The organism is Nonomuraea sp. MG754425 (assembly GCF_021699195.1).
Taxonomy (GTDB): domain Bacteria; phylum Actinomycetota; class Actinomycetes; order Streptosporangiales; family Streptosporangiaceae; genus Nonomuraea.
In genome coordinates, this window is sequence record NZ_SSXE01000017.1 from 1 (window position 1) to 12,855 (window position 12,855).

The 12,855-nt window shown below is 73.4% G+C and carries 14 protein-coding genes and 6 tRNA genes; 14 read left to right on the forward strand and 6 right to left on the reverse strand.

Going from position 1 to position 12,855, the window contains the following annotated elements; genetic code table 11:
- Positions 1–451: 451 nt before the first annotated feature.
- From FAF44_RS08055 to thrC, 3 genes are all read right to left on the reverse strand, one after another.
- The gene (locus FAF44_RS08055; protein ID WP_237102407.1) at positions 452–1,816 is read right to left on the reverse strand and encodes a class I adenylate-forming enzyme family protein; all 1,365 of its coding nucleotides are present in this window, start codon (positions 1,814–1,816) and stop codon (positions 452–454) included.
- Positions 1,817–1,823: 7 nt separating this feature from the next.
- Positions 1,824–2,381, reverse strand: a complete 558-nt coding sequence (locus tag FAF44_RS08060) for a biotin transporter BioY (RefSeq protein ID WP_237102408.1) — start codon at positions 2,379–2,381, stop codon at positions 1,824–1,826.
- Between the two features lie 154 nt (positions 2,382–2,535).
- Positions 2,536–3,600 (reverse strand): threonine synthase, encoded by a 1,065-nt coding sequence (gene thrC, locus FAF44_RS08065; RefSeq protein ID WP_237102409.1) that lies wholly within the window; start codon positions 3,598–3,600, stop codon positions 2,536–2,538.
- 65 nt (positions 3,601–3,665) lie between these two features.
- Between thrC and FAF44_RS08070 the strand changes: the two genes are divergently transcribed.
- Positions 3,666–4,487, forward strand: a complete 822-nt coding sequence (locus tag FAF44_RS08070; protein WP_237102410.1) for a MurR/RpiR family transcriptional regulator — start codon at positions 3,666–3,668, stop codon at positions 4,485–4,487.
- Between the two features lie 124 nt (positions 4,488–4,611).
- Here FAF44_RS08070 and FAF44_RS08075 read toward each other — a convergent pair whose 3' ends face one another.
- Positions 4,612–5,400, reverse strand: a complete 789-nt coding sequence (locus FAF44_RS08075; RefSeq protein WP_237102411.1) for a MerR family transcriptional regulator — start codon at positions 5,398–5,400, stop codon at positions 4,612–4,614.
- 350 nt (positions 5,401–5,750) lie between these two features.
- On the opposite strand from FAF44_RS08075, the gene FAF44_RS08080 reads away from it, so the two are divergent.
- The 7 genes from FAF44_RS08080 (at position 5,751) to FAF44_RS08110 (ending at position 7,351) form a co-directional block, all read left to right on the forward strand.
- Positions 5,751–5,824, forward strand: a tRNA-Ala gene (locus FAF44_RS08080).
- Between the two features lies 1 nt (position 5,825).
- Positions 5,826–5,897, forward strand: a tRNA-Gly gene (locus tag FAF44_RS08085).
- A gap of 5 nt (positions 5,898–5,902) precedes the next feature.
- Positions 5,903–5,978: transfer RNA gene (locus FAF44_RS08090), tRNA-Leu, on the forward strand.
- Between the two features lies 1 nt (position 5,979).
- Positions 5,980–6,052: transfer RNA gene (locus FAF44_RS08095), tRNA-Glu, on the forward strand.
- Between the two features lies 1 nt (position 6,053).
- A tRNA-Arg gene (locus tag FAF44_RS08100) sits at positions 6,054–6,129 on the forward strand.
- Between the two features lie 12 nt (positions 6,130–6,141).
- A tRNA-Cys gene (locus tag FAF44_RS08105) sits at positions 6,142–6,214 on the forward strand.
- A gap of 318 nt (positions 6,215–6,532) precedes the next feature.
- Positions 6,533–7,351: a nitroreductase/quinone reductase family protein gene (locus FAF44_RS08110; RefSeq protein ID WP_237102412.1), complete on the forward strand. Its 819-nt coding sequence runs from the start codon at positions 6,533–6,535 to the stop codon at positions 7,349–7,351.
- A gap of 205 nt (positions 7,352–7,556) precedes the next feature.
- On the opposite strand, the gene FAF44_RS08115 is transcribed toward FAF44_RS08110, so the two are convergent.
- Positions 7,557–8,444 carry an aldo/keto reductase gene (locus tag FAF44_RS08115; protein ID WP_237102413.1) on the reverse strand — a complete coding sequence of 296 codons (888 nt, stop codon included), beginning with the start codon at positions 8,442–8,444 and terminating at the stop codon, positions 7,557–7,559.
- Positions 8,445–8,636: 192 nt separating this feature from the next.
- A complete protein-coding gene (locus tag FAF44_RS08120; protein ID WP_237102414.1) occupies positions 8,637–9,017 on the reverse strand; it encodes a helix-turn-helix domain-containing protein in 381 nt (126 codons plus the stop codon).
- Between the two features lie 107 nt (positions 9,018–9,124).
- Between FAF44_RS08120 and FAF44_RS08125 the strand changes: the two genes are divergently transcribed.
- The 6 genes from FAF44_RS08125 (at position 9,125) to FAF44_RS08150 (ending at position 12,828) form a co-directional block, all read left to right on the forward strand.
- Positions 9,125–9,529, forward strand: coding sequence for a RidA family protein (locus tag FAF44_RS08125; RefSeq protein WP_237102415.1), 405 nt, complete (start codon positions 9,125–9,127; stop codon positions 9,527–9,529).
- A gap of 84 nt (positions 9,530–9,613) precedes the next feature.
- A complete protein-coding gene (locus tag FAF44_RS08130; RefSeq protein WP_237102416.1) occupies positions 9,614–10,078 on the forward strand; it encodes an LLM class flavin-dependent oxidoreductase in 465 nt (154 codons plus the stop codon).
- Positions 10,059–10,256, forward strand: coding sequence for a hypothetical protein (locus FAF44_RS08135; RefSeq protein WP_237102417.1), 198 nt, complete (start codon positions 10,059–10,061; stop codon positions 10,254–10,256). Before FAF44_RS08130 ends, FAF44_RS08135 begins: the two co-directional genes overlap by 20 nt.
- Positions 10,257–10,346: 90 nt before the next feature.
- Positions 10,347–11,591: a cytochrome P450 gene (locus FAF44_RS08140; RefSeq protein WP_237102418.1), complete on the forward strand. Its 1,245-nt coding sequence runs from the start codon at positions 10,347–10,349 to the stop codon at positions 11,589–11,591.
- A gap of 41 nt (positions 11,592–11,632) precedes the next feature.
- The gene (locus FAF44_RS08145) at positions 11,633–12,217 is read left to right on the forward strand and encodes a TetR/AcrR family transcriptional regulator (RefSeq protein WP_237102419.1); all 585 of its coding nucleotides are present in this window, start codon (positions 11,633–11,635) and stop codon (positions 12,215–12,217) included.
- A gap of 44 nt (positions 12,218–12,261) precedes the next feature.
- Entirely contained in the window at positions 12,262–12,828 is a 567-nt protein-coding gene (locus FAF44_RS08150; RefSeq protein WP_237102420.1) for a TetR/AcrR family transcriptional regulator, read from the forward strand.
- Positions 12,829–12,855: the final 27 nt, after the last annotated feature.

Genomic DNA, 12,855 nt, shown 5'->3' on the forward strand with positions numbered 1-12,855 from the left:
AGATGTGTATAAGAGACAGCGCGGGTACGGCTCACCGGCCCCCCTGAACGTGCGCAGCGGCGCGGTCGAGGCGCTCTCCGCCCCGCCGGCGATCACCAGCTCCGCCTCCCCCGCGCGTACCGCCTGCCCGGCCACCAGGATCGCGGCCAGCCCGCTGCCGCACTGCCGGTCCACCGTCAGCCCGCTCACCTCGTGTCCCAGCCCGGCGGCCAGCGCCGAGACGCGGGCCACGTTCCCGCCGGGCCCCATGCAGTTGCCCAGCACCACGTCATCGACCCGACGGCCGGGCAGGTCGGCGGCCACGGCCGCGATGACGGGGGCGGCCAGCCGATCGACGGTCAGTTCCTTGAAGGCGTGCCCGGCCGTGCCGATCGGCGTGCGCCGGGCCGCCACCACCACAGGTGTGCCGGCCATGTCAGGTGTGCCGGCCATGTCAGGTGTGCCGGCCATGTCAGACCAGCCGCCTGATGCCGGGATCGCCGTCCGCCAGCCGCGCCGCCACCAGCGCGCGGGCGGGTTTGCCCGTCGGGTTGCGCGGCAGGCTCGGCACCACGAACCAGCGGCGCGGGCGCTGCGCCGCGTCCAGCCCGCCCCTGGCGGTGGCCTCCAGCACCGCACGCGGCGGCGCGGACGCCTCCTCGGCCTCGACGATCGCCGTCACCACCGAACCCAGGGACGGGTGCGGCAGCCCGACCACCACGACATCTCCCACGCCGGGCACCTTCCTGAGCACCTCCTCGACGTCCTCGGGCACGACGGTCGCGCCGCCGGTCTGGATCGCGCCGTCGCCGCGCCCGCGCAGCCGCAGCGCCTGCCCCTCCTGGTACGGCTCGGCCAGGTCGCCGACGGTCACCCAGCCGTCGCCGTCGCGGCGCAGCGGCCCGGCCGCGCCCGCCAGGTACCCTTCGGCCAGCCAGGGTGAGCGGGCCCACACCTCGCCGAGCGGCCCGTGGGCTCCGGTGCGGACCTCGATCTGCACGCCGGGGAAGGGCCGCAGCCCGCTCCCGTCCACGTCCACGGCCACGAACGACAGTTCGGTGGCGCCGTAGTAGGACACGACGTGCACCCCCGCCTGCCGCGCCGCCGCCCGCGTGCCGGGGTCGAGGGCCGCGCCGCCGACCACGGCCACGCGGGTGCCGCCGGGGTCGGCGAGCACGTCGGGCAGACGGTGCGGCACCACGTGCACGGCGCTGGCCCCGGCCAGGTGGGCGGCCAGCGAGCGGCCCGGCCAGCGGCCGGGCAGCACGGCCGTCGCGCCGGTGGCCAGGGTGTGCAGGGCGGCGAAGGCGTACAGGGAGGAGACCAGCGGGCCCGGCACCAGCACCACGTCGTCGGGGCCGATCCCGGTCAGGTCGCCGAGGTGCGCGTAGGAGTCGGTCCAGGAGGCGCGGGTGCGTACGACGGCGCGGGGGCGGCCGGTGCTGCCCGAGCTGAAGCACGCCCAGGCCAGGTCGTCGGGACGGTCCCGGCCGGTCACCGGCGGCCCGGCCGCGTACGGCAGCGGCGCGTCCACGTGGACGGTGAGGGGCCGGCTCGTGACGTGGGCCCACCGGGCGCGGTCCCAGCCGTGCTCGCCCACCAGGGGGGTGGCCCCGGCCAGGTCGGCCGCGAGCACGGCGGTGAGCAGGTCCGCCGGGTCGGCCAGCCCGATCGAGACCAGCGCGCCGGGGCCGACCCCCAGGCCGAGCAGGTGACGCGCGGCCCCGCCGATCCTGTCGGCGAGTTCGGCGTAGGTCAGGTCGTTTCCTGGGGCGCGCACCGCGAGCCGGGACGGGCGCTCGGCGGCGTGCGAGAGAACGCGTCGTGCGACGGGCATCGAGCGGTCAACGCCCCCCGGTCGCGCGCAGGCGTTCCTGGTGCACGGCGGGCACCGCGTCCGGGTAGGCCCGCTGGGTGCCCCTGGTGACGAGGGCGGCCACCACCGCCTTCACCAGGTCGCCGGGCAGGAAGAGGAGGCTGAGCAGGGCCGCCTGGCCGAGCGAGACCCCGGTCACGAGCGCCTGCACGGGGATGCCGAACAGGTAGATCACGCCGACGCCGCCGACCAGGCACGCCACCGTCAGCCGGACGATGCCCGGGTCGCGGCCACCGCGCTCCACGATCCAGCCGGTCACCGCCGCGCCGGGCACCCAGCCGAGCAGGAACCCGGCCGACGGCCCGGTGAACACGCCCAGCCCGCCCCGCCCGCCGGCCAGCAGCGGCAGGCCCGCGGCCACCAGGACCAGCAGCACCACGACGGCCAGCGCGGCCCGCCACGAGCCGAGGATGGCGCCGGCGAGCATCACGCCCATCGTCTGGAGCGTGATCGGGACCGCGTTGCCGAAGACGTTCAGCGAGCCCGGCAGGCCGAGCACGGCGATCAAGGCCGCGAACACCGCCACTCTTGCCAGGGTCCGTGTCGCGAACCCGCGCTGTTTCTCCATGCAGTCGATCCCACACCACGACGGTCACGGACAGGCATGGAGGTATCCCACAACATTGCGGCCGATCATCTGCGAACGATCGATACCGTCCCCACAAAAGCGACGGTCCGGCTCAGGCGGCCAGGCGCAGGGCGCGTGCCACGTCCGCGGTGGCGGCGGAGGTCTCGGTGGCGGTGTAGCCGTCGCGCAGGGAGGCGTCGAGGTCCTTCAGCCCGTTGCCGCTGAGTGTGATCACGATGCGCAGGCCGGGCTCCAGGAGGCCCCGGGCGTGCAGGTCGAGCAGCCCCGCCACCCCGGCCGCCGAGGCGGGTTCGGCGAAGACGCCGTCGCGCCGGGCCACCAGCCGGTACGCCGCGAAGATCTGCTCGTCGCTCACCGCGCCGATGAGCCCGCCGGACTCGTCGCGGGCGGCGACGGCGCCGTCCCAGGTGGCCGGGTGGCCGACCCTGATCGCGGTGGCGTCCGTGCGGGGCTCGGCGACGGGCTCACCGTGGACGAGCGGCGCCGCGCCGGCCGCCTGGAAACCCCACAGCCGGGGCAGCCGGGAGGTCAGCCCGGCCTGGCGGTAGGCGCGGTAGCCGCCCCAGGTGGCGGTGATGTTGCCGCCGTTGCCCACCGGCAGGCAGTGCACGTCGGGCGCGTCGCCGAGGGCGTCGGCGACCTCGTAGGCGACGGTGCGCTGCCCGGCCAGGCGAAGCTCGTTGCCGACCGAGTTGACCAGCGCGATCGGGTGGTGGGCGGCCAGTTCGCGGGCCACGCGCAGGCAGTCGTCGAAGGTGCCGTCGATCTCGACGATCTCGGCGCCGTAGCGTACGGCCTGGCTCAGTTTGCCCAGCGCCACGCCGCTCCTGGGCACCAGGACGGCGGCGCTCAGCCCGGCGCGGGCGGCGTAGGCGGCGGCCGAGGCGCTGGTGTTGCCGGTGGAGGCGCAGATGACGGCCCGCGCCCCGGACTCGGCGGCCCGGCTGATCGCGACCGTCATGCCGCGGTCCTTGAACGAGCCCGTCGGGTTCGCGCCCTCGACCTTGAGCCAGACCTCGCAGCCGGTGCGGGACGACAGGTGCTCCGAGCGCAGCAGCGGGGTGTTGCCCTCGTTGAGCGAGATGGCGGGGGTGTCGGCGGTGACCGGCAGCCATCGCCGGTAGGGGCTGTCGATCAGGCCATGCCACGTTGTCATGGACCGCACCGTAACATCTGTTTCGCATATTTCGCCAAATGGCGTTGGGTGTAACATTTGTCATTGTGGAGAACGATCCGATCGCGAGCCGTCTCGGCGCCGTCTACCCCGAGCTGCCGCCCGGCGAGCGCGCCGTCGTGCGGGTGCTGCTCGACGACTACCCGTTCGCGGCGCTGGGCTCGCTGCGCTCCCTGGCCGAGCGGGCGGGGGTGAGCCCGCCGACGGCCTCGCGGCTGTTCGACCGGCTGGGCTTCGACGGGTTCGCCGCGTTCCAGGCCGCCGTGCGCGCCGGGGCGCGGGATCGTTCGCAGTTGCTGGAGTACGTCACCCACGACGACGGGCCGCCGGGGCCTGGCCGGGCCGCCGAGGAACTGCGGGCGGGGCTGGACGGCACCCTGGCCGCGCTCCCCGAGGCGCTGTGCCACACGGTGGGCGCGCTGCTGGCCGAGGCCGGCTCGGTGTGGGCGCTCGGCGGCCCGCTGAGCGAGCTGGCCGCCGAATACCTCGTCCGCCAGCTCGCCGGCCTGCGACCCGGCGCGCACCGCGTGCCGGGGCCGGCGTCCGCACGCGCCCGCGCGGTGCTCGACCTGGGCCCCTCCGACGTGGTCGTGGCCTACGACTTCCGCCGCTACTCCGACGGCACCGCCCGCTTCGTGCGGGCCGCCCGCGGCCGGGGCGCGCGGCTGGTGCTCGTCACCGACGCCTGGGGCTCGCCGCTGGCCGCCGAGGCGGAGGCGCTGATCAGCCTGCCACGCGAGGCGGCCGGGCCGATCGCGCCGCTCACCCACGAGATCGCCGTCACCGAACTGCTGCTCGTCGCCGCCGCCGCGCGGCTGGCCCCCGCCCGCCGCCTGGCCGACCTGGACGCCCTCACCCGGGCACTCTGACGCGCACGGGGCCAGCACTCCAGCCGCTCCGCCAGTCCGTGACGCGGGGCTCGAACTCCCCGGCGGGCAGGCGGGTGACGGTGTGCATGAGGTCCTCTTTCACGTTACGGGCCGGGCCGCGCAGTCACGCCGGCGGACGTCGCGCCGTGGACCGCGTCAGGCGGGCGGCGATGAGCCGCGTCGCCTGGCGCACGACCTCGGCCTGGGCCGGGGCCAGGCCGTCGAGGAAGGGTTCGAGCTGGTGCGGATCCCAGGCGGGCAGGCCCGGCTGGTCGCTCAGCACGTGCTCGACACTGTAGTCGGCCAGCAGCCGGGCCAGCGGCGCGACCCGGGGGTCGCCGGGCTCGGCGTCGGCCAGGTCGTCGAGCCTGCGGTAGAACTCCCGCCCGCGCGCGGTCACCTCCGGGTCGGCGGCCATGGTGTCCAGGAACCCGAACATGCGCTCCCGGTCCGGAACCGCGGACATGCTGTCCACCAGCACGAGCAGGTCGCGGTCCCAGGCCGCGGCCGGCGAGGCGGGCAGGTGCACGCGGCCCAGGAAGGCCAGCAGGTCGGGCGAGGCGGTGTCGTCGGGGCCGAGGCCGCCGTCCTCGGCGCGGCGCAGCACCTCGGCCAGGCGGGCCCGCCGCAGCCGGATCTCCCGCTCCTGCGCGGCCAGGTCCGCGTCGATCTCGGCGAGGATCTCGGGCAGCTCCCGCGAGCGGTCCTCGGCGATGACGTCGCGCGCCTCGTCCAGGCTCAGCCCCAGCTCCACCAGGCGGCGGACGCGGGCCAGGGCGACGGCGTCGCGCATGCCGTACTCGCGGTAGCCGTTGGCCAGGCGCGGCGGCTCCGGCAGCACACCCTGGTGGTGGTAATGCCGCACCGTCCGGGTGGACACCCCGAGCAGCGCGGCGAGTTCTCCGATCCGCATGCCTCCCAGTCAACACGTGGACGCCACGTCAACGTCAAATCGGGGCGCGAATAACAAGTGGCGTCGCCGCCGGGCCGTCCATTACCGTCTTACCAGACGAGGGGCGGAAACGGATCCGCCCGCCACGTGAGAAAGGCCAGGCCATGTACCGCGCAGCCGCCACCCTGGAGCAGGAACGGTGTCACCACCTCCGACCTGCGGCGCTGGGCCGCGCGCTGGCCGGAGCGGCTTCTGGATGATCCTCGACGAGGAGCATTCCAGAGGCCGCCGGGATCCGTACCGGCGGCCTTTTCTTTTCCCCGCCCGAAATCCGGGCCGCGCATTTTGACAACTCCACAGCGGAGCACCATGGGCTGATGGTGAAAAGGCATCACACCTGCCTTGCAAGCAGGAGTTCGGGTTTCGAGATCCCGTCGGTCCACCAGGTCGCAGAGGCCGAACCGGTAAGGCGGCTGGCTTCCACCCAGCAGGACGGGGTTCGAGTCCCCGCTGCGACTCTTATGCGTCCGTAGCCCAACGGGAGAGGCACCGGCTTCAGGAGCCGGACGGTGCGGGTTCGAATCCCGCCGGACGTACCAGGCCCCGTTCGTCCAGTGGTCAGGACACCCGGCTTTCACCCGGGAGATCGCCGGTTCGAATCCGGTACGGGGTACGGCCCCATAGCTCAATGGGACAGAGCGCCGGCCTACGAAGCCGGGTCCGTCGCAGGTTCGAATCCTGCTGGGGCCACGTAGGAATCGTGGCGCAGTTCGCTGGTGCGGAGGCCGGCCTGCAAAGCCGGTCCGAGCGAGTTCGATTCTCGCCTGCGCCTCCAGAATGGTGCTTCGTTGCGGAGATCCATCCCGCTTGACAGTCCTGCGGTGATGTGGGCGTAATGGCCGTCGCGTCGCGTGTCGCCGCCCGGGAGGACGGCCGCGGCATGGAGGCGCCGAACCAAAGGGGATGCCGCCGTGACCACTCACACCATCGGTCGTGCCTGAGCGCACCGCGCCCGCGCGTCATCCCATGCCTCCAGCGGTGCCGTAACGCCCGCTTCGCGGCGGCATGCCCGCGCGGGTCTCTCATGCCGGTCGGCACGTGCCGGCCGGACGTCTGTCATCGACACCCGTGCGTTCAGGAGCTTTGAACCAGCATGCCCATGGACTTCAACCAGCAGATCATCGACGAGTTCCGCGCCAACAGAGGCCAGGTCGGCGGCCCCTTCGAGGGCGGCAGGCTGCTCCTGCTGACCACCGTCGGCGCCAGGACGGGAGCCTCGCGCACCACGCCGCTCGGCTACCTGCCCGACGGCGACCGCCTGCTCGTCATCGCCTCGGCCGGCGGCGCGCCCCGGCACCCGGCCTGGTACCACAACCTGCGCGCCAACCCGCGCGTCACCGTCGAGGACGGCATCCTCGCCTACCAGGCCGACGCGGTCGTCCTGGAAGGCGAGGAACGGGAGCGCATGTTCGCCCGCGCCGCCGAACTCGACCCGGGCTGGAGCGCGTACGAGGACAGGTCGGGACGCACCCTGCCCGTCGTCGCGCTGCTGCCCGTCGACGCCGGACCGCCCACCGGCCCCATGGGCGACGCGCTGATCACCCTGCACGACGCCTTCCGCCGCGAGCTGTCCCTGCTGCGCCGCGAGGTGGCCGCCTCGGGCCCGCGCCTGGCCGCGCAACTGCGCGTCAACTGCCTGACCATGTGCCAGGGGCTGCACGTGCACCACTCCCACGAGGACAGGTTCATGTTCCCCGCGATGGAGGGCCGCTACCCGGAGCTGGCGCCGGTGATGGAGCGGCTGCGGGCCGAGCACGAGACGATCGCGCGCCTGCTCGACGAACTGCGGACGCTGCTGGCCGCCCCGGACGTCCCGCCCGCCGACCTGCTCGGCGAGGTGAACCGGCTCACCGGGGAGCTGGAGGCGCATCTGGACTACGAGGAGAAGCACCTCGTGCCGCTGCTGAACTGATCTTCCGGGGTGTCGGCGTGGCAGCAGGGACAGGCGGGACGTATTCTGGGAACGCGTCCGGGCCCGGCGCCACATCCGTCTCACCGCCTTTCCGCGCGCCTTCGAACGCCTGCCTGCCGTCGGCTCCGGGCAGGCTCATCCGGGCAGGCTCATCCGGGCAGGCTCATCCGGGCAGGCTCATCCGGGCAGGCTCATCCGGGCAGGCTCAGCCGAGGTCTCGCAGGCGGTCCACCTCCTCGTCGGTCAGCTCCAGCGCGCCCGCGGCCAGGTTCTCGGCAAGGTGGGCGGGGTCGCCGGTGCCCGGGATGACCAGCACGTGCGGCCCCTGCCGCAGCGTCCAGGCCAGCCGCACCTGGGCGGGCGTGGCCCCGTGGGCGCGGGCGACGGCGAGCACCGCCGCGTGCTCGGTCGCGGGCGCACCGGCTTCGCGGCCGGTGCCCGCGATCGCGAAGAACGGGACGAACGCGACACCCTGCTCGCCGCACAGCCGCAGCAGCTCCCGCTGGTCGGGCGGCGCGCCGACACCGAACGGGTTCTGCACGCAGACCACCGGCGCGATGGCCCGCGCCTCGGCGAGCTGGCCGGCCGTGGCGTTGGAGACGCCCAGGTGCCGGATGAGCCCGGCCGCGCGCAGTTCGGCCAGCGCGCCGAAGTGATCGGCGATCGAGCCGGCTCCGGCGCTGCGCGGGATGCGGAGGTTCACGACGTCGAGACGGTCGCGGCCGAGCTGGCGCAGGTTCTCCTCGACCTGGCCGCGTAGCTGCCCGGGGGTGGCCCACCGCCACTCCCCCGACGGGTCGCGGCCGGCCCAGACCTTGGTGGCGATGACGAGGTCGTCGGGGTACGGGGCCAGCGCCCGGTTGATCAGCTCGTTGGCCGACAGCAGCGGCGAGAAGTAGTACGCGGCGGTGTCGATGTGGTTGACCCCCAGCTCGACGGCACGGCGCAGCACGCTGATCGAGCGCTCGCGTTCACCCGTGCTCTCGGAGGAGAAGGCGGTGCGGCCGGTCAGGCGCATCGCCCCGAACCCGATGCGGTTGACGGTCAGGTCGCCGAGCTTCCAGGTGCCGGCGGCATGCGTATACGTGGTCATGAGGCGTCCTTGTGGTGGTGGCCAGGGAGAGCGCCGCGGTCTTCGGACGTAGGCGGCCGAATCCGGGCATGAAAAAAGCCTCCCCGGCGGATGAGGATCCGGCCGAGAAGGCTCAAATGTCTGGATAAATCATAGCAGCACGTGGAGCCGGCGAGATCATCGTCACGACGGGGAGCCCGCGTACGGGCGCGGTCAGGTGTCGAAGCGGCGGCGGGCGGTCTCGATGTCGCCGAAGTAGCGGTGCGTCCAGTCGCAGAGCAGATCGACCGTCGCCCGCAGCGCCTGGCCCGGCTGGGTCAGCGTGTACTCCACCCGCGGCGGCACGGTCGGATACACCTTCCGCTCGGCCAGGCCGTTGCGCTCCAGCATGCGCAGGTTCTGGGTGAGCATCTTGTGGCTGATGCCCTCGACCTCGTCGCGCAGCTCGCTGAAGCGCAGGGTGCGCTCGCCGAGCGCCTCGATGATCAGCAACGCCCACTTGTTGGCGACGTCGGAGAAGATCTCGCGCGCCAGGGAGTCGGCGCGCCGCAGGTCCGCCTCGTCGGACGAGCCGCTCAACTGCTTGGTCACCATCGGGTTCCCCAGTCTCCAAAAAGTGCGTTCTTCCACGTCAGCGAACACTCTCCTATGGTTTCCGAGTAACCACAAGAGAGCACAGGAAGAACGTCGAGGAGAGGTCCATGGCTGTTTCGCTCATCAATCCCGACCGGCACGTCCGGGTGCCCGGCTACCACCACGTCGCGGTGGCCACGGGCAGCAGGCACGTGCACATCGCGGGCCAGGTCGCCTGGGACGAGAACGGCGACCTCGTCGCGCCGGGCGACCTGGCCGGGCAGGTCGCGCAGGTGTGCCGCAACGTCGCCCGAGCGCTCGACGCGGCCGGGGCGACCTTCCACGACGTCGTCCGCTTCACCTGGTACGCCGCCGGTTGGAAGAGGGAGATGTACGACGCCTTCAACGCCGGCCTCGAACAGGCGGCCAGGGAGTTCGACCTGACCACGCCACCGGCCGCGCTGATCGGGGTGGACGTCCTGTTCGAGCCCGGCATCCTCGTCGAGGCCGAGGTCACCGCGATCATCGACTGAGGGCGGCGGCGTCCGGGCACGCCTTGCCTGACGCCGGTGTCAGGGAAGTAGCGTGCCCCCGCATACCGACCTGTGAGGATGACGATGAGATTCGCGATCGGCTACTCGACGGCCGCCGGGCTCGACCCCGACCGGCTCGTGGCCTACGCCCAGCACGCCGAGGCGTGCGGTTTCGAGGGGCTGTACCTGCCCGAGCACGTCGTGCTGTATCCCGGCGCCGCGCTCGGCCCCTTCGAGTTCCCGCCGGACCTGCCCTACCCTGACCCGCTCGACTGCCTGGCCTTCGTCGCCTCGGCCACCCGGCGCCTGCTGCTCGGCACCGGTGTGCTGTTGCTGCCGTACCACCATCCGGTGGTCCTGGCCAAGCGGCTGGCGACCCTCGACGTGCTGTCCAAGGGGCGCATGCGGCTGCTCACCGTGGGTCTGGGCGGCCTGCCCGGTGAGGCCGCGGCGATGGGGGTGGACTTCAAGACCCGCGGACGCCGTACCGACGAGGCCATCGACGTGCTGCGGCTGCTGTGGGAGGGCGATGAGAAGGGACGGCCGTGACCCCGCCGCACTGGAGTACACGCGGTGGGGGTCGATCGACATGTCCGCCGAACGGGTGCGGACCTTCGCCGCGCAGGGCGTGACCCGCATCGTGGTCAGCCCCACCTCGGCGGAGCCGGACCAGCAGCGTGCGGAGTTGGCCGCGTTCGCCGAACGGTTCGCGCTTCCCGGAACCTGACCGGGCGCGCCCCGCGTTGACATATTGACCTCGGGTCACTAGTAATTGACCTGAGGTCAATATGTCCACGCGTCCCCCAGGGAGCCCCGCATGTCCTTGACCGCCGACACCGGCACGTCGTCCCCCTTCCACCTGGTCGGCAAGCTCCTCGACCCCGCGTCGAGAGCCGACCCGTACCCGATCTACGCCGAGTTCCGCGCGCTCGGCCCCGTCTGGATCGAGGAGATCGCCGGCGCGGTGGTGACCGGGTACCGCGACTGCGAGACGCTGCTGCGCGACCCCCGGATGAGCGCCGACCGCGCGGAGCGCTTCGGCTCCGACCCGTATCCTCCGGACGCTCCGTCGTCGATCCGGCAGCCGTGGTTCCTGTCCATGGACGCGCCGGATCACACCCGCCTGCGGCGCCTGGTCAGCGGCGCGTTCACCGCGCGGGTCGTCTCCCGGATGGAGGAGTCCGTGGCGCGGCTGGTCGAGGAGTCCTTCGACCGGGCGGGCGAGGGTGAGACGTTCGACGTGGTGTCCGGCCTGGCCGGCCCCCTGCCGGTGACGGTGATCTGCCGCCTGCTCGGCGTCCCGCAGGCCGACGAGCGGCTCTTCCTGCGCTGGTCGGCCCAGCTCACCCGGCTGCTCGACGGCTTCGCCGACCCCGCGGGCGACGACCCGGAGTGGGCGGCGGGCATGCTCGAGATGCACCGCTACGTCAACGACCTCGTCGCCGACCGCCGCAGGAGCACGCGAGGCGACGACCTGATCTCCGAACTGCTCGCCGCCCGCGACGGCGGCGACGTGCTCAGCCATGACGAGCTGGTCTCCACGATCGTGCTGCTGCTGGTGGCGGGGCACGAGACGACGGTCAACCTGATCGCCAACGGCGTGCTCGCCCTGCTGCGTCACCCCGCCCACCTCGCCGCCCTGCGGGCCGACCCCGTCCTCGCCCCTGCGGTCGTCGAGGAGGTCCTGCGCCACGACCCGCCCGTGCAGCTCACCGCCCGCGTCGCCACCCAGGACCTGCGCCTCGGTACGGCCGAGGTGCCCGCGGGCGGCGGGGTGATCCTCCTGCTGGCCGCCGCCCACCGGGACCCGGAGGCGAACCCCGACCCCGACCGGTTCGACCCGGGCCGCGCCCAGGTACGTCACCTCGGCTTCGGCTTCGGCCCGCACTTCTGCCTCGGCGCGCCGCTGGCCAGGCTCGAAGGCCGGTTGGCGCTGGCCGCGTTCGCCCGCCGGATGCGGCGGCCCGAGCTCGTCGCCGACCCGCCCCCGTACCGGGAGCACATCAACCTGCGCGGGGTCAGCGAGCTCGTCGTCGGCCACGCGGGCGTGGCCAGGGGGTAGAGGTGCGAGGTGCGGGCCGCGCGGTCCACTAGCCTGGTGCGGTGGTCAGCCCCAGGAGCCGCCGCCGGCTCTCCCCCGAGGCCAGGCGCGGTGAACTCATCGACGCCGCCATCCGGGTCCTGGAGTCCGGGCAGCAGGTGAGCAACTGGGTCCAGGCGGTCGCCGCCGAGGCCGGCGCCGCCAAGGGCACGTTCTACGTCTACTTCTCCTCCTGGGACGAGATGCTCCTCGCGGTACGCGACCGCGTGCTGCGCGACTACGTCGAGCGCTTCACCCGCATCGCCGCGTCCACCGAGCCGCTCGACTGGTGGGCCACCATCGACGCCGAGTGCGCGGCGGCCGTCCGGACCATCGCCCGGCCCGGCGGGCTGCACGAGGCCGCCTTCCACTCCAGCGCCTCGCTCGCGCCCGCGGAAGAGGAGCTGGATGTCGTGGCCGCCGTCGCCAAGGCGTTGCGGCGCGGCGTGGACGAGGGCGCCTTCCGCCCCCTCGACACCCACACGGCGGCCACGATCCTGTTCACCGTCATCCACGGGGCCGCCGACGCGATCGCCGCCGGTGAGCAGCCGGAGCGCTGGCTGGCGGCGATACGCGATCTCACCCGCCACTGGCTCGCGCCGCGCTGACCGCCCAGTTGCATAAATAAGCAGACCGGTCTATTTTTTCGGACGTGGGACGCAAGGGTGACGAGACGCGCGGCCGGTTGCTCGACGCCGCGCAGGAGCTGATCGAGGCCGGAGGCTACTCCGCCGCCGGGCTGAACCAGGTGATCGCGGCCAGCGGCATGCCCCGGGGCTCGCTCTACTTCCACTTCCCCGGCGGCAAGGACCAACTCGTCGCCGAGGCGCTGCGGCGCGCCGGGCGCGAGCTGGGCCGGGCGATCGACGACCTCACCGGCTCCGCGCCGGACGCCGCCGCCCTCGTGGCCGGGGTGCTGAAGCTGCTCGGCGACCGGCTCGACGCCTCGGGCTGGCGCAAGGGCTGCCCGGTGGCCACCGTCGCCCTGGAGATGGCGGCGGGCAACGACGCGCTGCAGCAGGTCTGCGCCGAGGTGTACGACTCGTGGGAGAGCCCGCTGCGCGAACGGCTGGCGGCCGACGGGCGGCCCGACGCCGCCGACGTCGCCGCGACCGTGCTGGCCCTGGTCGAGGGGGCGTTGCTGCTGGCGCGGGCGCGGCGGAGCAGGGAGCCGCTCGAACGGGTGGGCCGCAAGGTCGCGGCCCTGCTCGGCGGCTGACGGCGGGAGCGGGTTCGGCCGTCTCCG